16 protein-coding genes and 1 pseudogene are annotated in these 18,086 nt (G+C 59.8%); 11 read left to right on the forward strand and 6 right to left on the reverse strand.

Annotated elements, in window-relative coordinates:
• Positions 1 to 135: 135 nt before the first annotated feature.
• A complete protein-coding gene (locus ABLU95_RS22635; protein ID WP_002914199.1) occupies positions 136 to 1,047 on the reverse strand; it encodes a LysR family transcriptional regulator in 912 nt (303 codons plus the stop codon).
• A gap of 115 nt (positions 1,048 to 1,162) precedes the next feature.
• On the opposite strand from ABLU95_RS22635, the gene speB reads away from it, so the two are divergent.
• From speB to ABLU95_RS22680, 9 genes are all read left to right on the forward strand, one after another.
• The gene (gene speB / locus ABLU95_RS22640) at positions 1,163 to 2,113 is read left to right on the forward strand and encodes an agmatinase (RefSeq protein WP_348880416.1); all 951 of its coding nucleotides are present in this window, start codon (positions 1,163 to 1,165) and stop codon (positions 2,111 to 2,113) included.
• 10 nt (positions 2,114 to 2,123) lie between these two features.
• Positions 2,124 to 2,987 (forward strand): TIM barrel protein, encoded by an 864-nt coding sequence (locus tag ABLU95_RS22645; protein ID WP_087775197.1) that lies wholly within the window; start codon positions 2,124 to 2,126, stop codon positions 2,985 to 2,987.
• Positions 2,984 to 4,051 (forward strand): 2-oxoglutarate and iron-dependent oxygenase domain-containing protein, encoded by a 1,068-nt coding sequence (locus tag ABLU95_RS22650; protein WP_023290725.1) that lies wholly within the window; start codon positions 2,984 to 2,986, stop codon positions 4,049 to 4,051. Before ABLU95_RS22645 ends, ABLU95_RS22650 begins: the two co-directional genes overlap by 4 nt.
• A 19-nt stretch (positions 4,052 to 4,070) precedes the next feature.
• Positions 4,071 to 4,874 (forward strand): ABC transporter substrate-binding protein, encoded by an 804-nt coding sequence (locus ABLU95_RS22655; protein WP_348875159.1) that lies wholly within the window; start codon positions 4,071 to 4,073, stop codon positions 4,872 to 4,874.
• A gap of 30 nt (positions 4,875 to 4,904) precedes the next feature.
• Positions 4,905 to 6,425, forward strand: coding sequence for an amino acid ABC transporter permease/ATP-binding protein (locus ABLU95_RS22660; protein WP_348880417.1), 1,521 nt, complete (start codon positions 4,905 to 4,907; stop codon positions 6,423 to 6,425).
• A complete protein-coding gene (locus ABLU95_RS22665; protein ID WP_032453783.1) occupies positions 6,426 to 7,154 on the forward strand; it encodes a class II aldolase/adducin family protein in 729 nt (242 codons plus the stop codon). It abuts the gene before it with no gap.
• A gap of 5 nt (positions 7,155 to 7,159) precedes the next feature.
• A complete protein-coding gene (locus ABLU95_RS22670; RefSeq protein WP_348880418.1) occupies positions 7,160 to 8,092 on the forward strand; it encodes a glyoxylate/hydroxypyruvate reductase A in 933 nt (310 codons plus the stop codon).
• A 60-nt stretch (positions 8,093 to 8,152) separates the two neighbouring features.
• On the forward strand, positions 8,153 to 8,947 hold the full coding sequence (locus ABLU95_RS22675; protein ID WP_048335058.1) for an SDR family NAD(P)-dependent oxidoreductase: 795 nt from the start codon (positions 8,153 to 8,155) through the stop codon (positions 8,945 to 8,947).
• Positions 8,948 to 9,103: 156 nt separating this feature from the next.
• Positions 9,104 to 9,724, forward strand: a complete 621-nt coding sequence (locus tag ABLU95_RS22680) for a transporter (RefSeq protein WP_348880419.1) — start codon at positions 9,104 to 9,106, stop codon at positions 9,722 to 9,724.
• Positions 9,725 to 9,778: 54 nt separating this feature from the next.
• Here the strand turns inward: ABLU95_RS22680 and ABLU95_RS22685 are convergent.
• Positions 9,779 to 10,631: pseudogene (locus ABLU95_RS22685) on the reverse strand (transporter substrate-binding domain-containing protein).
• 464 nt (positions 10,632 to 11,095) lie between these two features.
• Here ABLU95_RS22685 and ABLU95_RS22690 point away from each other — a divergent pair.
• Both ABLU95_RS22690 and ABLU95_RS22695 read left to right on the forward strand, forming a co-directional pair.
• Positions 11,096 to 11,647 (forward strand): fimbrial protein, encoded by a 552-nt coding sequence (locus tag ABLU95_RS22690; protein WP_348880420.1) that lies wholly within the window; start codon positions 11,096 to 11,098, stop codon positions 11,645 to 11,647.
• Positions 11,648 to 11,683: 36 nt separating this feature from the next.
• Positions 11,684 to 12,373: a molecular chaperone gene (locus ABLU95_RS22695; protein ID WP_348880421.1), complete on the forward strand. Its 690-nt coding sequence runs from the start codon at positions 11,684 to 11,686 to the stop codon at positions 12,371 to 12,373.
• On the opposite strand, the gene ABLU95_RS22700 is transcribed toward ABLU95_RS22695, so the two are convergent.
• The 4 genes from ABLU95_RS22700 to ABLU95_RS22715 all read right to left on the reverse strand — a co-directional run bounded on the left by ABLU95_RS22700 (position 12,370) and on the right by ABLU95_RS22715 (position 17,502).
• On the reverse strand, positions 12,370 to 13,464 hold the full coding sequence (locus ABLU95_RS22700) for a fimbrial protein (RefSeq protein ID WP_348880422.1): 1,095 nt from the start codon (positions 13,462 to 13,464) through the stop codon (positions 12,370 to 12,372). The two genes, ABLU95_RS22695 and ABLU95_RS22700, sit on opposite strands and share 4 nt — an antisense overlap.
• Before the next feature lie 7 nt (positions 13,465 to 13,471).
• Complete coding sequence (locus ABLU95_RS22705) at positions 13,472 to 16,027, reverse strand: fimbria/pilus outer membrane usher protein (RefSeq protein WP_049013863.1); 2,556 nt, start codon at positions 16,025 to 16,027, stop codon at positions 13,472 to 13,474.
• Between the two features lie 36 nt (positions 16,028 to 16,063).
• The gene (locus ABLU95_RS22710) at positions 16,064 to 16,723 is read right to left on the reverse strand and encodes a molecular chaperone (protein ID WP_218801914.1); all 660 of its coding nucleotides are present in this window, start codon (positions 16,721 to 16,723) and stop codon (positions 16,064 to 16,066) included.
• Positions 16,724 to 16,920: 197 nt separating this feature from the next.
• Positions 16,921 to 17,502, reverse strand: a complete 582-nt coding sequence (locus ABLU95_RS22715; RefSeq protein WP_348880423.1) for a fimbrial protein — start codon at positions 17,500 to 17,502, stop codon at positions 16,921 to 16,923.
• Positions 17,503 to 18,086: the final 584 nt, after the last annotated feature.

Raw genomic sequence — 18,086 nt, forward strand, 5'->3', positions numbered from 1 at the left:
GAGGCAGTTGCCCGGCAGCCCCAGCACAAGCGGGCTACCGGCCACCGTTCGTTTTTTGAACAGGAAAACACCCCCGCCGGACCGCGCGCTGAGCGCGAACCCCGCCACCACGGCGGAGGGAAGCGTCCGCCCCGCTTAATAATTCCACTTCGGCCGCGCCACCGTGTTTTTCTTCAGCAGATCGCGGAACGCTTTCAGATAGGGTTCATTACTGCGCCCGCGCTTACAGATGGCCGAGAACGGCGACTGAAAGCCAAACTCGTTGGGCAACAGCACCCGCAGGCGGTTCTCTTTGATCCACGGCCAGGCGTAATGCTCCGGCAGATAGCCAATATATTTCCCCGAAAGAATCAGCAGCAGCTGGGCGTCGACGGTCTCAACGGTGGCGCTGCCTTTGCTGAAGCCCCGGCGGCGGAGATCGCTGGTGTTCCAGTAGCTGCGGGTCACCAGCGGACACTGGCTGATCTGCTCTTTATCGAGCTGGCGGCTGAAGAACATCGGGTGCAGATCGCTGCAATAGAGCCAGTGCTGCTCGCGATACAGCGGCTCGCTGATGATGTTATGCACCTGCGAGTTGTAGCTGCCGATGGCCAGGTCGATATGGTTGTTCAGCACCCCGTTCAGTTGCTCCGCCGGGGTGCGAATAATCAGTTTGATATGCACATGGGGAAATTTGTCGCTGAAGCTGCGCAAGACCACCGGCAGCGAGAGCGCCGTTTCGGTCTCGATGGAGTCGAGCGTCGAAATGCACAGGGTGCCGCTGTGCTCCCCTTTGAGCAGGGCCGACTGCCGCTCCAGCTCATTGAGTTCGCTCAGCACGCGGATCGCCTGCTGTAAAAACTGCTGTCCTTTTTCCGTTAAGGAAAAGCCGCCGCGCCCACGCTGACAGAGGGTGAAGCCGAGCTGCCCCTCCAGTTGCGACATCGCATTGCTGATGGCGGAGACCGAAATGCCCAGCTCCTGCTGGGCCCGGCTGTAGCTCTCCAGGCGGGCCACCGCCTCGAAAACCTGCAGCTGACGAATATTGAGGCTGGCGTCGTGATGCATCGTATTTAGTTCACCAATAAATGAACTGAGTATTTACGCCAGACGATGTAAAGTCCAGCGCGGGTTGCGCACTATCTCTCCTGTTACGTTTCATCCGTCAGATTCAGGAGCAGACATGGATAACCTCTTTCACCAACCGCAGGGTGGCAATGAGATGCCACGCTTCGCCGGCCGCGCCACGATGATGCGCCTGCCGTTTATCGAAGATTTACAGGGACTTGATGCGGCATTTGTCGGCATTCCGCTGGATATCGGCACCTCGCAGCGCTCAGGCACGCGCTACGGACCGCGCTATATTCGCGCCGAATCGGTGATGATCCGTCCGTACAATATGGCGACCGGCGCCGCGCCGTTCGACTCGATGTCGGTAGCCGACATCGGCGATGTGCCGATCAATACCTACAGTTTGCTCAAATCGGTGCAAATTATTGAAGATTACTACACCGGTTTGAATAGTTATCCGCTGATCCCCCTCACCCTCGGCGGGGACCACACCATTACCCTGCCCATCCTGCGGGCGCTGACCAAAAAACATGGGCCGGTGGGGCTCATCCACGTCGACGCCCATACCGACACCAATGATGAGATGTTCGGTGAGAAAATCGCCCACGGCACCACCTTCCGCCGCGCCGTTGAGGAGGGACTACTCGACCTCAAGCGGGTGGTGCAGATTGGCCAGCGCGCCCAGGGCTATGCCGCCGGGGACTTCCAGTGGGGCGTCGACCAGGGCTTTCGCCTGGTGCAGGCGGAGCAGTGCTGGCATACCTCGCTGGCGCCGCTGATGGCCGAAGTCCGCCAGCAGATGGGCGACGGGCCGGTGTATCTCAGCTTTGATATCGACAGCCTCGATCCTATCTGGGCCCCGGGAACCGGGACGCCGGAGGTCGGCGGCCTGACCTCCATTCAGGCGCTGGAGATCGTCCGCGGCTGCCGCGGCCTGAACCTGATTGGCGCCGATCTGGTTGAAGTCTCGCCCCCCTATGACGTGAGCGGTAATACCTCCCAGCTGGCGGCCAACCTGCTGTACGAGATTCTCTGCGTCCTGCCCGGCGTGAAGTACGCCTGAGGAAGCCGCCATGGAGCTGAAATGCTTTCGCACCCTCTGGGGAGTGACGACCCCCTGGCCGCAAACGCTGGATGAACTGCAGCGCGTCGGCTGCTGCGGTATCGAAGCCCGCGTCCCGTTAACCGCGGAGGAGCGGCGGCAGCTCGCCGACCGCCTGCAGGCGTCGGGGCTGGAGTATATCGCCATTCTCTTCAGCGGCGGCGGGGTGCTCCCCGCTCAGCATGAAACGCCGGAGCAGCATCTGGCGCGCCTGCGGATCCGCTTCGCCGAGGCCAGCGGCCTCAACCCGCGCTTTGTCAATCTGCTGGCGGGCAACGATCGCTGGCCGCTGGCGCAGCAGGTCGATTTTCTCGGCAAGGCGCACGAGCTGGCCGCCGGGTTTGGGTTGACCTGCAGCTTTGAAACCCATCGCGCCACCTCGCTGTACAGCCCGTGGCTCACCCTGGAGATCATTCAGCAGCTCCCCCAGCTGCGCTTAACCGCCGACATCAGCCACTGGGTGGTGGTCAGCGAGCGCCTGCTGGATGACCCCTGCGATGACTTCAGCGCCTTTATCGACCGCGTGCATCACGTGCAGGCCCGGGTGGGCTACGACCAGGGGCCGCAGGTGCCGCACCCGGCGGCGCCGGAGTATCAGCCGGCGCTGTCCTTTGCCGAGCGCTTCTGGGAGCAAATCTGGCATTCGCAGCGCCGGCGCGGCTACCCGCAGACCACCCTGACGCCGGAGTTTGGCGCCGACGGCTATCTGCACCATCTGCCGTTCACCAACGTTCCGGTGGCCGACCTCTGGTCGCTCAACGCCTGGATGGCCGCGCGCCAGCAGGCCCACTTTCAGCAGTTTTTAACGCTCACTGAACAGGAACCGCAGCCATGACCGCCGTGAAGCACGCTTTTACTGAACTCCCGACCATCGATATCCGCGATCTGGCCGGCGACGATCTCGCCAGGCGCCAGGCGGTGGCCGACGCCATCGGCCGCGCGGCGCGCGAGGTGGGCTTTTTCTACATCACCGGCCACGGCATCGACCCGGCGCTGATCGCCGGCGTCCGCGAGGCGGCGAAGCAGATCTTCGCTCTGCCGATGGCGGAGAAGATGAACTATTACATCGGCCGCTCCAAAAGCCATAAGGGCTACGTCCCGGAAGGAGAAGAGATCTACGGCGCCGGCAAGCCGGACCATAAAGAGGCCTTCGATATTGGCTTCCAGGCGGCGGACGACCATCCGCTGGTGCTCGCCGGTACGCCGCTGATCGGCGCCAACGAGTGGCCCGACCTGCCGGATTTCCGCGCGCGGGTGCTGGCCTACTACGACGCGGTCTTCGCCCTCGGCCACCGCCTGTTCGACGCTTTCGCCCTCGCGCTCGGTCTGCCGGAAGGGTATTTCAAACCGATGGTGACCTGCCCGCCGGCCAAGCTGCGGCTCATCCATTACCCGTTCGACGCCAGCGTCGAAGATGTTCCCGGAATTGGTGCACACACCGACTATGAGTGCTTCACCCTGCTGCTCGCCGACCAGCCCGGGCTTGAAGTCCTCAATGAAGAAAGCGTGTGGATCGACGCGCCTCCCGTCACGAACGCCGCCGGAGAAGAGGCGTTCGTGATCAATATCGGCGACATGCTGGAAGTGCTCAGCGCTGGCACATTTGTTGCTACAGCCCACCGGGTGCGCAAAGTGCCGCAGGAACGGTACTCCTTCCCGCTGTTTTTCGCCTGCGATTACCACACGCTGATCCGCCCGCTGCCGACCTTTCTCGCCGCCGGCGAAGCCAGCGAATATCAGGAGCTGAGCATCGGCGAGCATATGTGGAGCCAGGCGCTGCAAACCTATCGCTATCTGCGCGAGAAGGTCAATCGCGGCGAGCTCCAGCTGCCGGCGCGCGCGCGCGGCACCCATACCTTTGGCCATCTGAAAAAACAGGCACAGCAAAAAAAACCCTAACCACCCGTGAGGATCCATGATGACTAGCACCCTGAAAAAAATCTCGCGCCGCGTCGCGCTTACCCTCGCCGTCAGCGCCTGTTTCTCCTCTGTCACCCAGGCGGCGGAACTGCTGACCGAGGGCGTCTTTAAGGTGGGGATGGAGGTCACCTACCCGCCGTTTGAGTCCTATGACAGCAATAACAATATCGTCGGTCTCGACCCGGAGTTCGCGACGCTGATTGCCGAGCATCTGCAGGCCAAACCGCAGCTGATCGACACCAAGTTCACCAGTCTGATCCTCGGCATCGGCAAGAAATATGATGCGGTGATCTCCGGGATGTACGTGACGCCGGAGCGCCAGAAGCAGGCCGACGCCATCCCTTACGCCCTCTCCGGCGCGTCGATCATTGCCCTGAAGGGCGGCGCGGTGCAGCCGAAAACCGAAGATGAGCTGTGCGGCGTGAAGGTCGGCCTGCAGGCAGGCACCACCTGGGTGACCAGCCTGAAAAAACACTCCGATGAGTGGTGCCTGAAAAACAGCAAACCGGCCATCACTATTCAGGAGTTCCCGACGGCGCCGGAAGCCTCCCAGGCGCTGCTGTCGAAGAACATCGACGCCCAGCTTGAGATAGCCCCGGCGGCGCAGATTATCGTCGATAAGAGCCGCGGTCGCCTGGGGATAAGCTCGACGCGCCTCGTCTACCCGCTGCCGCTGGGGATCTATGTCGCCAAAGGCAACACCGAGCTGGCGGAGGCGATCAAGGCCACCCTCGCCACGCTCAAAGCCAACGGCAAATATGCCGCGCTGATCAAAAAATACAACTTAGAAAGCATCGATTAAGACAATAAGCACTGCGCAACAGGAGTCAGTATGGCGTTCGATTGGGGATACTTTTTTTCATTATTTAGCATTGGGGCATTCTGGCAGGCGTGCGTGACGGTTATCGTGATCAGCACCTTGTCCTGGGGGATCGGCCTGGTGGTCGGTTTTCTGCTAGCCTGCGCGAAGCTCTCGGCGCCGCGCTGGATCAAGATCCCCGTCGAACTCTATATCTGGTTTTTCCGCAGCGTGCCGCTGATGGTGCTGCTGGTGTTTGTCTACAACCTGCCGCAGCTGTTTCCGGTGACCCAGCCGCTGCTCGGGGTGCCGTTTATCGCCGGGCTGGTGTCGATGACTGTCACCGAAGCGGCCTATATGGCGGAGATCCACCGCGGCGGGCTGTTGTCGGTGGCCAAAGGGCAAAGCGAGGCGGGCCATGCGCTGAGCTTCAGCTTTATCGGCATCCAGCGGCTGATTGTTATTCCTCAGGCGTTTCGCATCTCGTTGCCGACGCTGATCAATGAATACATTACCATCATTAAGCTGAGCTCGATTTTATCGGTGGTCTCCTTACCCGAGCTGCTGCTCACCGGCCAGCGCTTGTATGCGCAAAATTTCCTCGTGATGGAGACGCTGCTGGCGGTGGCGGTGTACTACGTCATGGTGGTTACCGTCTTCACCTGGCTGTTCCGGGCGCTGGAGAATAGCCTCGATATTCAGCGCAAGCGTCCGCAAACGCTCAGCGAGGCGGAATGCCAGGCGCTGCGCCAGAGCCTGCCGGCGATGACGGAAGCGATCACCACCCCGGCCGTCAACGGCGCGCCGCCGGCGCTGGATCTGCGGGACATCCGCAAATCCTGGAGCCAGCATGAGGTGCTGAAAGGCATCGACCTGCAGGTAGATAACGGGGAGGTGATCAGCATCATCGGCCCGTCCGGCTCCGGCAAAACAACCCTGATCCGCACCATCAACGCCCTCGAAAGCATTGATGGCGGGGAGATCATTCTCTACGGCGAGGACTATCTGAAAGGCGGAGCCATCGTCGATAAGCGCCAGATGCGCGCCGGGGTGCGGCGCATCGGCATGGTCTTCCAGAGCTTCAACCTGTTCCCCCACCGCACGGTGCTCGACAACGTGATGCTGGCCCCGCGCTACCACCAGCTGCTGGATCAGCCGGTCGCCCGCGAGCAGGCCCTGGCGCTGCTCGACCGCGTCGGTCTGCTGGCCCATGCCCACAAGTACCCCGGACAGCTCTCCGGCGGCCAGCAGCAGCGCGTGGCGATCGCCCGGGCGCTGGCGCTGAAGCCGGACATCATGCTGTTTGACGAACCGACCTCGGCGCTGGATCCCGAGCTGGTGGGCGAGGTGCTGAAGGTTATTCAGTCGCTGGCCCGCGAAGGTATGACCATGCTGATTGTCACCCACGAGATGGACTTCGCCCTGTCGATTTCCGACCGCGTGGTGCTGATGGAGAACGGCGTGGTGCAGGCCGACATCGCCCCGCAGGTGATCCGCAGCCCGCTGGAGGCCCCTTCTCTGCAACGAATCCGTGAATTTATGGGAGTGCACTAAATGGCAACTGAGCAACACCTGCGCCAGCAGCTGGCCGCCGCCTACCGTCTGGCGGCGCTGTTCGGCTGGGAGGATACCCTCTACACCCACTTCTCCGTGCGCCTGCCCGGCGACGGCGAGCCGCGCTTTTTAATTAATCCCTTCGGCATGATGTTTGATGAGGTCACCGCCAGCAATCTGATCGTGGTGGATATGCAGGGCAAGGTCGTAGAGGGCGAGGCGCCGGCTAACTCGGCGGGCTTCACCATCCACAGCGCGGTGCATATGGCCCGGGAAGACGCCCACTGCGTGATCCACACCCACACCCTGCCGGGGATGGCGGTGGCCGCCTGCGAGGACGGCCTGCTGCAGCTCAACCAGATCAGCACTGAGTTTTACCAGCGCGTCGGCTACCACCCCTATGAAGGGGTGGCCTTTGACCTCGACGAACGGGCGCGCATTCAGCGCTCGCTGGGGAATAATATCGCCATGATCCTGCAGAGCCACGGCCTGCTGTCGGTGGGCCGTACCGTGGCTGACGCCTTTTACATCATGTTCTACCTCAATCGTGCCTGCGAGATCCAGATGGCCGCCGCCCAGCTGGCGGCACTCAGCCCGATCCACACCATCGCCCCGCACCTCAGCCAGCACGCCTGCGAGCAGCTGATGGGCGTGGAGCATGAACGTCAACAGGTCTGGCAGGCGTGGTTGCGCCGTCTTGACCGTCTCGATACTTCTTACAAAGACTAACGCCTATGTCCGATATCACTATCGTGGTGGATTGTAACGACGCGGATTTCGCCCGCGATATCTGCGCCGCCCTGCAGCAGTTTCCCGACGTCACCGCGCTCCTGCCCCATCACCAGGCGGCGCGGGACGCGCAGTACGCCAGCTGCTGGTTCCCTAGCCCGCAGCTGTTGACCCGCTCGCCGGGGCTGAAGCTGATCCAGGCCGCGTCCGCCGGGGTCGATCATCTGCCGCCCGCGCTGTTCGCCAGCGATATCCCGCTGTGCCGGGTGATCGATGAGGACTTTCGTCACGGCATGTTCGAATATGCCCTGTGGGGCGTGCTGTGGTTCCAGCGTTATTTTGACCGGGCGCTGGCCCACCAGCGGACCCAAACCTGGAAGCTCTATCCCCAGCGCGCCGCCGCCGACTTCCATATCGGCATTATGGGCCTCGGCGAAATTGGCGGCTATATCGCCGACCAGCTGGCCCGTCTTGGCTATCGGGTCTCCGGCTGGTCGCGCAGTGAGAAGCAGCTGGCTGGCGTCACCTGCTACCGCGGCGAGGAGGCGCTCGACAGCTTCCTCGGGTCGCTTGACGGGCTGATTAACCTCCTGCCGCTCACCGCGCAGACCCGGGGTATTCTCGCCGCGCCGCTCTTCAGCCGGCTTCCCGCCGGGGCGGTGTTAATCAACTGCGGGCGTGGAGAGCATATGGTCAATGAGGATGTGCTGGCGGCGCTGGAGAGCGGCCAGCTCGCCGGAGCGGTGCTCGACGTCTTCCCGCAGGAGCCATTGCCGGCGGACGATCCGCTGTGGCGCCATCCGCAGGTGGTGATCACCCCGCATATGGCCTCTGCGGCCCCCGCCGAGGTGATCGCCCGCCAGCTGCTGGAGAACATTCAGCGCCAGCGTCGCGGGCTGCAGCTCAAAAACCTGGTCAATAAGCACGCCGGTTACTGATCCTCACCGATACCGCCGCTGCTACGCTTAATGGGAGATCCACAACCAGAAGGCAGGAACATGAAGATTGATTTATCGGGGAAAGTCGCGCTGGTCACCGCCTCCACGGCGGGTATTGGCTTTGCTATCGCCAAAGGCCTGGCGGAGAGCGGCGCAGAGATCATCCTTAACGGGCGCAGCGAGCAGAGTGTGAACGCCGCGATCGCCCGCTTGCAAAATGAGGTGCCGGGGGCGAAAGCGCGCCCCGCCGTCGCCGACCTCAGCGGCGCTGACGGCGCGGCACAGCTGCTGCAGGCCGTGACCGGCGTCGATATTCTGGTCAATAACGCCGGGATCTACGGCCCGCAGGATTTTTACGCCACCGATGACGCGACCTGGGAAAACTACTGGCAGACCAACGTCATGTCCGGCGTGCGCCTGTCGCGAGGGCTGCTGCCGGCGATGGTCAGTAAAGGCTGGGGGCGGGTGGTGTTTATCTCCTCGGAATCGGCGCGCAATATCCCGGCGGACATGATCCACTATGGCGTCACCAAGACCGCCCAGCTGTCGCTGGCCCGCGGCCTGGCGAAATATGTCGCCGGCAGCGGAGTGACCGTTAACAGCGTGCTGCCGGGGCCGACGATTTCCGACGGCTTTGCCGAAATGCTGAAAGACGAAGTGGCGAAAACCGGCCAGTCGCTGGAGGAACTGGCGAAAGCGTTTGTCATGACCCATCGTCCGAGTTCGGTGATCCAGCGGGCGGCCTCGGTGGAAGAGGTCGCCAATATGGTGGTTTACGTCTGCTCGCCGCAGGCGTCGGCCACCTCCGGCGCCGCGCTGCGCGTTGACGGCGGCGTGGTGGATGATATTCTCTGACGTCCTCTCATTCAGGGGAGTCCCCCTCCCCTGTCGTCTTTCCCGGCGCTAAAAAGCGCAAAACGTTAAAAAACAGCCGCAAAGTCGCACAAAGTGAACAGGAACATGTATTCCCAAAACTTATGATATTTGTTTTAAAAATAAGTTGTGGTGTTAATGTCTCTGTTACGAAGCTTGCTTTTCTTTCTCGGCGCGGCGGTCGCGGCCGCCATCGCGGTACTCTGCCTGTGGGTGGATATTCGGGTATTTGGCAACGACATCCCGGAGGTGTCGCTCACCGAAGTGGTTCAGGAGAGCGTGCTGGCCGTCATCGTGCTGGTTCATCTTCTGCTGGCGCGCAAATATGCCCACCTGCGCTATAGCAATATCCTCATCGGCGGCTTCTTCCTCGCCATGCTGATCCGCGAACTGGATGGCCTGTTTGATTTACTCTCCCATGGCAGCTGGGTGTGGTTTGCCCTGCTGGCTACCGCAGGGTCCCTGCTGATGCCGCTGCGCCATTTGCGCCAGACCCTGTCGCAGCTGGCGGATTATACCCGCACCCCGTATTACGGGATGATGATCAGCGGCCTGCTGGCGATTCTGGTCTTCTCGCAGCTGTTCGGTATGCACGGCCTGTGGTACGCCGTGCTGGATGAGAACTACGCACGGGTGGTGAAAAATACGGTGGAGGAAGGCAGCGAGTCGTTTGGCTATATGCTGTGCCTGACCGCCACCCTCGGCTACGCCTGCTACTTCCGCGACCTGGCGCGACAGACGCTGTCGCCGCAGCGCTGACCGCGGCCGACAACCACCGCCGGACGCGCCCGTCGGCGGTGGGTGCCTCAGCGCTTAACCGCGAATTTTCCACTTCCGTTTGAGAACCTCTTTATCCTGGCTATCCAGCCACTGGTTCACTTTCTCCAGCAGCGCCGGATTATCTTTACTCATCATATACACCTTGTCGCTGGCGGTGCCGGCGAACGGTGTCTCGTTGGCGACGCAGAACACGCCGGGCTCTTTGCTCTGGTAATAGTCGCCTTCGATCAGATCGGTCACCATCATATCGGCCGTTTTCTGCCGCAGCGCCTCCAGGTTATCGACGTTGTTCTTCACGCGAATGATCTGCGCCTGCTTAATATGCTCATCGACAAAGCTCTGGTTGGTGCCGCCAGGGTTGACGACCACCTTCACCTCCGGACGGTCTATCTTCGCCAGCGATCCAAGCCGGGGGGCGGCCTGACAGTTGGCTAAGGCGATTTTACCGTTCGCCACCACCGGGTGGCTGAGGGCGAAGTCCTTCGCCCGCGCCGGGGTCTGCGTCACGCCGCCCATCGCAATATCAAACTTGTCCGCCTGCAGATCGGCGGCGAGCGCCGGCCAGCTGGTGTAGACGAAGCTCACCTTCAGCCCCAGCGTGCGCCCGAGATCGCGGGCCATGTCCACGTCATAGCCCTGCAGCTCGCCGGCGGCATTGCGAAACGCCAGCGGGGCGTAGTCGCCCGGCACGCCGACCTTCAGTTCACCGCTGCGCTCAATGGTTTGCATATCGCGCGCCTGGGCGCCACAGGTCATTATCGCCAGCGTCAGCGCCAGCCCCACCGTCAGTTTCATCTCGCCATCCTTATTGTTATCGGGTTTTCGCGCCGGGGTGGCCGGCCGCTTCTCAGTCAACACCATCCGCAGCGCGTAACAGGGAATTCATCCTATTTTTAAACATCGGGACATACAACCCGACGATCGGGTTGCCGATCGCAAATCTGACAACGAAACAGGGCTATCGCCCGGTGAATGATTTCTCATCCGCCGGGCGTAGCTTTACGCCAGCGATCGTATTTTCCAGACTGACATCGTGCCGAATTAAGCACAAAAAACAGCAGCAAGAGAGAAGTAACTAATTGAATTAATGAATAATTTATTTAAATGCACGATATTTCGCGTTCAGACACCGATAACTACCGTCTTATTTACTCCAGCATTCCTCCACAGTACTATCCCGGAAAACGCAGGTAATAAATAACAAGCATATATTAATTCCAGACGACAATATATTTGCCAAATAAATGAATTAATAAAAAACATGCCCGATTAAAATCATTTTGTGCCGTATCTGACCCGTAAAATAATGACCCTGGCGCCAGGTTTACCGGCACGACAGGAGGAATGAACATGAAAATAACCATGCTGGGTCTGGCGATGCTCTTCGTCGGACTGGCCGTCAGCCCGGTTTACGCGGCAGACGGTACGCTAAATTTCATCGGCAGGGTCGTGAACGGCGCCTGCAAACTCGAAGGGGCGGGCAATAACGGAGCCATCGACATCAGCATGGGCAATATTCCGCTGTCGAGACTGAAAAATAGCCAGTCGGGTACCGGGCCAGCGGTCGGCGTCGATATTCGCGTCAAAGATTGCGAGAAAGGCACCTACTACATTGTGGTGGATGGCCCCTCTCCCACCGCCACGCCTGAAAATCATGTGCTGGCCCTCAACGATAGCGGTAAGCCGGCCGGTAGCGTGGGTATTCTGCTCACCGACCGTACGGGGACGCCGCTCGGCCTTGATGCACACCTCGATCCGCAGCACGATCCCCGCATCGAGATCCCGGTGGACGGCGGCTCCGGCACCTTCAGGCTGAAAGCCTTCTATTATACCTGGGATAAAGCCCACGTACTCCCCGGCGACGGCAACGCAACGGCCCGGTTCACCATTATGCAAGAATAGCTTCCCGGTCAGGGATGAGACGCAAAGGGAGCGAAGATGAAAATACAGCTGGCTGTTCTGTTTAGCGTCATGACCTTTCAGGCCTGCGCCGGGATCTCCATCGATGCCACGCGGGTGGTCTACTCAGGAAAAGACAAAGCCGCCACCCTGAACATTCATAACCGCAGCCGCACAACTTATAAAGTGCAGATCTGGCTGGACGCCGGGCTCAACAGGTCGCGCGTCGACCTGCCGATGGTGGCGACCCCGCCGCTGGTCTATTTATCCCCCCAGCAAAGCGCCCAGCTGCGCTTTATCTATCACGGCGGCGGGCTCCCCGCCGATCGGGAAAGCCTGTACTGGGTCAATATTCAGGAGAATCCGCCGCCGTCAGACGGTAACCATACGCTGCAGTTTATCGTCCGCACCCGCCTGAAGCTGTTTTATCGTCCTCCTGCCATCGCCACCACCCTCGCCAGAGAGGTGCAAAAGCTGCAGTGGCAGCAGAGCGGCAATAACCTGCGCTTGACTAACTCAGGCCCACTGCATATCACCCTGGTCAACGGGGCGCTGATCGATAATAAAGGCCACATTTCGCCAATGAGAAACGTGATGCTCCGGCCGTACAGCAGCTATACCGTGTCAACGACCGACAGCGCTCGCCTGTACAAGCTGAACTATATCGACGATGACGGCGCGGTGGTGGCGATCCCCCTTCAGGCGGCCTATGCTCCGGCCCCACGCTAGTTATACTCGAGGGCGAAGGTCACCATGCTGTCGGCTGTGCCCGCCGTCACCGTGGCGTCAGTTTGCACATACTGGGCGTTAAAATTAATGGCCTCAGCCGTGCCGGCGTTACTGCCGGTTACCCTTTTCAGGATCGGCAAGTTGCTGGCCTCATTGATTTTAACGCTGGTGCCATCGGACACTGCCGCGCCGGGGTTATTGCCGTAGGTCAGCTTCACGCCGACGCCGCTGGCGCTGTTGCTGGCCTTGCTTAGCGCCAGGGTATCACTCTCCACGCTGACGCCGAAAAAGCCGATGCGCACATCGGTCGGCGTCGGACAGAACACCGGGATCGAAAAGCGCTTCGCCTGGCCGCCGGTGCTCCCTTTACCGTGAAACTCCGCCCGATTTACCGTGCCCAGACTGACCTGGATCGTTGAGGTCGCCACCTGGCAGCTGCCGCTGCTGCCAATGTCCACGTTCAGGGCGGCGATATCAATGCTGACCGGCTCGCTGGCGACAAAGCCGGCGTTCCCGTTGGCCTGCTGTTCAATGGTCACCTCCCCCACCTGCGGCAGCGGCGGCGAGTTGGTATGCGTCCCGTCAGCCAGCTGTACCGTACCGGTCTTATAGAAGGTTACCGCGATCCTGACCGTCGTCTGCTGCTGCGTCATGAGCGCCGGGAGCATCGTGCTGTCGCAGACCACCACCGACTCGCCGCCAGCGGAGTGGCTGCCGTCGATAGCGCGCATCGGGCCGCCGGCGCACTGGAAGCTAAGCGAGTAGCCGATGCCGTCGATGGCGCTGGGGTAGACGTGCTGTCCGTTAATCACCACAGGCGAGCCGCCGGTTTTCAGTTGTTTGTAGACAATGCGTTTGGCGCTCGCCGTCGGCAGCTGCAGGTCGCAGGAAAAGGGGATCCCGCTGCCGTTATCCGCCATCGCGCTGGTCATCTGGGTATTGACCGGCAGCGTGGGCAAATACTTGATATTGGGAATATTGACGGTGGTCTGGCCGATATTCGCGCGGCAGTTTTCAGCCCGCGCGCCGGGAAGATAGCCGCTCAGCGCCAGCAAAAAGAGAAAAGGAAGTAGACGAAAAACAGATTTCATAGCCGCCTCAGCGTGACTGGCACAGCCCGGAGACGGTTTTCACCGTATTCAGACTCTGCTGTGGGTTATCCGCAAGATGAAAATGCATCGTGCAACTCTGCGACTGGTTATTGACGACCCAGCTCACCGCCAGGGTTCCCTCCTGCGGCACGCCGCTGAGGTACACCTGACCGCCGTCGGCTACCATGCCGCCCGGCGCATTGCCGCTCTCCTCCGTCCCGACCAACCGTGCGCTGGCGCCAAAGGGTAACGGCCCCTGCGCGTTGCGCAGGGTAAATAGCACCCGGTTGCCTATGCGGGTCCGGTAGTTGGCCATCACCACCGCGCCGCCGCCGGGGATCACCGTCTGACCCTGCTGGTCGACGTCGGTATCATCCGCCATCGACTCCGTGTCGAGGGTAATGACATTTTTCCGGTAGGTGGTCAGAGACGGCACCACAGCATAACCGCGCCAGTCGGTGTGCACATTGTTGCCGTTTTGCACCGCCACGCCGGCAGCCCCCGGCGCGCGGACGATGGCGAAGCTCTCGCCCACCGTCTGACCGAAGGTCACGCCGTGCGGATGCGCGACCACCGAGCCGGCGCCTCCCCAGGTCAGCTGATTACTGGCGGCGTCATGGCGATAGCCGAGCTGCGCGTTGCCGAAGCCGCCGTGGTAGTCCAGGGCGACGCTGCTGTTGGTGCCCCGCCCCTGGTTGCCGTAGCCCTGCTGAACCGAGTAGAACAGATTCGGCCGCGTCGGCACCGCGCCATACAGCGACACCTGCTGCGAGGTATAGCCATTGCTGTCCGAGGTGGTGTTGTAGCTCACCGCGCTGTCGGACAGCGGACCGCCCAGCGGAATATTGATATTGAATGACCAGGAGCGGTCATTTTTTTGCTGGCCGCTGGCGCGAGTGTAGTAATAGCCCACGCCCCAGGAGATCCCTTTCCAGGCGCTGTAGAACCCGAGATGCACCGTCTCATCCCGACTCTGCCGGTGCCAGTATTCCTGCGACCAGGCGGAAACCGCCAGACTGCCCAGACCGCCGAGGCGTTGTGACACCGACACTTCCTCCCGGCGGCGCCGGTTGTCCACCTGCCCCTGCGCGCTTTCGAGGGCGCTGGCTTCGGCAAAATCGTAATAGCCGCTGGAGGAGTAGCGATAGCTGGCGAGGCTGAACGTGGTGCCCGAGCTGACGAAATCTTTCTGATACTGAGCGCGCAGCGAATGGCCCGCATAGCGCTTGCCCGACGGGGTACGGGTGACGGCCTGGGTGACGTCGCCTCCCAGCGAACCGAACTCGCCAAAGCCGCGGCCCAGGCCCAGCGCCCACGACTGATAATCCTGGGCCAGCTGCGTGCCGCCGTAGAGGGTAAATCCCGCCGACAGACCATAGAACAGGGTGCCCTGCAGGAATTCCGGCGAGCGCACCGAATCCGCCCCGGAGTGGTAGCGACCGGCGCTGAGGCTGAATTTGCCGCGCCCTTCGCGCAGCATGTAGGGCACGGCGGAATAGGGCTGGGTAAAGGTGCGCACCGAACCATTGCTCTCGGTCACCTTCACCTCCAGATCGCCGCTCTGCGAGGTGGGATAAAGATCGCTGATGGCGAACGCCCCCGGCGACACGAAGGTTTCGTAGATCACATACCCATGCTGGGAGACGGTCACTTTGGCATTGCTGTGCGCCACGCCGCGGATGGTAGGGGCAAAGCCGCGCTGGCTGTCCGGGAGCATCTCATCGTCAGACATCAGCTGGACGCCGCGAAACGGGATGCTGTCAAACACATCGCCGGTGGTGTAAGTATCGCCGATCCGCAGCAGACTCTTCAGCGAGCGGACGTCGCGCTGCAGCCAGGTGCTCTGTGAATCCCAGTGCCGGCGCTGCTGGTCGTACTGCATTGAGGAGATATTGCGCAGCCGCCAGGCGCCCAGGTTCACGCCGCTGCGTAAATTGAGATAGTTTGAGCGGCTGCTCTCCCCTTCATCGGCATTCTTTATTTGCGCGCCGGAAAAATAGTAATCGACAAACGCGGCCGGCACGCCATCGTCCCAGCGCGAGGGATCGACATAGCCGCGGCTTTGCACGTTCATCGCCGCCTGGGGAATGCTCAGCGTCAGGCGCTGGTTAGCGAAGGTGAAGCGGCTGCTGGCGTCGGGAATAAACTTCTCGATCCGGGTGAAGGTCTCACCTTCATGCAGCGTTTGAAAAGCCGGAAACGCGCTGACGTTGACCCCATAATCCGCCAGCTGCCCGGGCGTCAGCACCGGCTGCAGCTGCCCGCCATCGTCAACAAAGGTGATATTGGCCTGGCCCAGCTCCTGGTCGTTAACCACCACGGTGACAGGATAAGTCCCCGGCTGCTGCCCGCCGGGTTTGGCGAAGTAGTGCAGATCGGAGGTTTGCTGCTGCGGGTCGGCAAACTCCAGCGCCGCCGGATCAAAATAGTCGTCGGCCAGCGCCCGGCTCAGCGGGCTGAGACAGCACATCATCGTCGGCAGCGTCGCCAGCGCCAGCGCCCGTCCGGCGGTGACGGGCAACGCGGCATACTCCCGCACCCTGGCTGTTGTTATTCTTTTCATGCTGGCGCCGTCCGGTAAGCTCATCACAAAGGGGAATTACTGCTGGGCGTAATCGCTGACGCCGCCGTAGTCGTTAATCGCCCGCCATTTGACGGTGCCGTGCCCGCTCACCGGCCACGTTTTCTCGCCAAAGGGGGCCACCATGCCAGGCTCGTCGATTGCCTGCCCGCCCACCTCGACGGCGTAAAAAGAGACAAAATAGGGAGTGGGGTTTGCCACCGTCAGATGGCCGCCGGACTGGCTAAACTTCAGCTGCTGCCAGGCTTTAGCCGGGTCGCCCGCCAGGCCGTTGGGTCGATAAAAGATTTTGAATTTCGACTTAATATTGACCTGCAGCTTGTTCACCTCGCCCTTGGGCGTCGGGGCGATACTCTTGACGTTCAGCCAGTAGACCGATTCACGGTCGCTGGGCAGCGAGGCGCCAATAAAGTTAATGCGCAGGACGTTATTTTGCTCCGGATCGAGACGGAATAAGGGCGGCGTAACAATAAAGGGCACCTTGGCCTTATCGTTTTCCGCGTAATTTTCCACCCACGACTGCACCAGATAGGGCGTATGGGTATCGGCATTAGTGACTGAAATAGCGGCTTCACGCTTCCCTTCCTGATAAATCACACGGGTTCCACCCATGACAATACCGGCCTGCGCTGCCGTGGAGCACAGCAGAAAGGCCGCAACGGCAATTATTTTCTTCATTATGACTTACCATCAGGTAAAGGTTGAACAAACAATAAAATAAAGCAGGGAATATCAGAGCCAGTACCCGTCGGGATAATTAGCAAAAATAACTATACCGTCACGAATATATTTCGTGACTTTATGACAATTATCACTTTAGCTATCTGCAATTAATCAGCACGCAGTGGACTGACTCTGAATAGCGCGCAATATGATTAGTTATAAATCATATTGAAATTAGCCGTACCGTTGGCATCGCCAGCCGTCACCGCACCGGTGGAGATATAGTCGGCGAAAAACTTGAGGTCGGCAGTGCCGGTGCCGGCAGTCGCGCCCGTAACGACATTTTTGGCTTTAGACACGCTGCCGAGGCTGACCGCCGTAGACTTGTCATCTTCATACAGCTTGATCGCCACGCCAGCGGCGCCGCCGGTGGTCGCCAACAGCGTGTTATCAGACGGATCGCGCGCGCCGTCAAACAGCACCGCGACATTTGTCACGCTGGCAGGGCAATCTTTTACTTTGATATGGAAAGGCGTTTTGGTGGTTTCAAAACCTGTGCTGGTAAAATAGGTGCTGGCCCATTTGCCCAGATCCACCGTCTGGCTGGTGGATGCGCTGTCGATATTGCAGGAGCTGTCGGTGATTGATCCATTGAAGATAACCTGTCCGCCGGTACCCTGGGTACCCGCGTTGGAGCCAGGGTTAACGTTAATGGTTGGCGTAGTAACAGAAATTGCAGCGCCAGAAACCAGCGCTCCCATGAGAATTGCCATAATACGAAGTTGCGTTTTCATTATTTATCTCATCGTTAACGAATATATTTTCCCGTGATCGACAATAGCCCCATGGCTATCGCGAAACGGCTCGTCCGTTCCTCCCTGTAAATGTTCATTGCGTTCCTTCCGCAGGATAATCGGCACACGTCCTTTAACTCCGCTTTATTTCGCCGAAAGGTGGCCATGAATAACAAGCAGAAGAAAAAGAGTTATTTTGATGTGCGAAATAAATATATTACCCGATGTAAAAAAAGGCAACCTGATGAAATGTTACATACAGGTTAACGACTATACTCGGCATAAAGTTATTTTTTGAAATGGCATTTCAATGTTAATTTACATATCTATACAAAAGAAAATTAAATACCTCTCAACAACAACACGTCCATTTTATTAACAAATTTAAAGGTAATTGCTCAAAAAAGCGTCTTGTTTTATTGTGCCCAAACCCGTTGCCACTAAAAAATTAGGAATTTTCCTGGTATTAATCTTCATCATTTCTACACAAATTAAGGCAAAGCGCTCCTGACCCGCGCTGTAATTTCTTGTTCTGGAAGTGTTTTTGTTTTCAAATGAAAGCCATTACTTCATTAACCCAAATG

Source organism: Klebsiella sp. GG_Kp146 (genome assembly GCF_040061975.1).
Taxonomy (GTDB): domain Bacteria; phylum Pseudomonadota; class Gammaproteobacteria; order Enterobacterales; family Enterobacteriaceae; genus Klebsiella; species Klebsiella quasipneumoniae.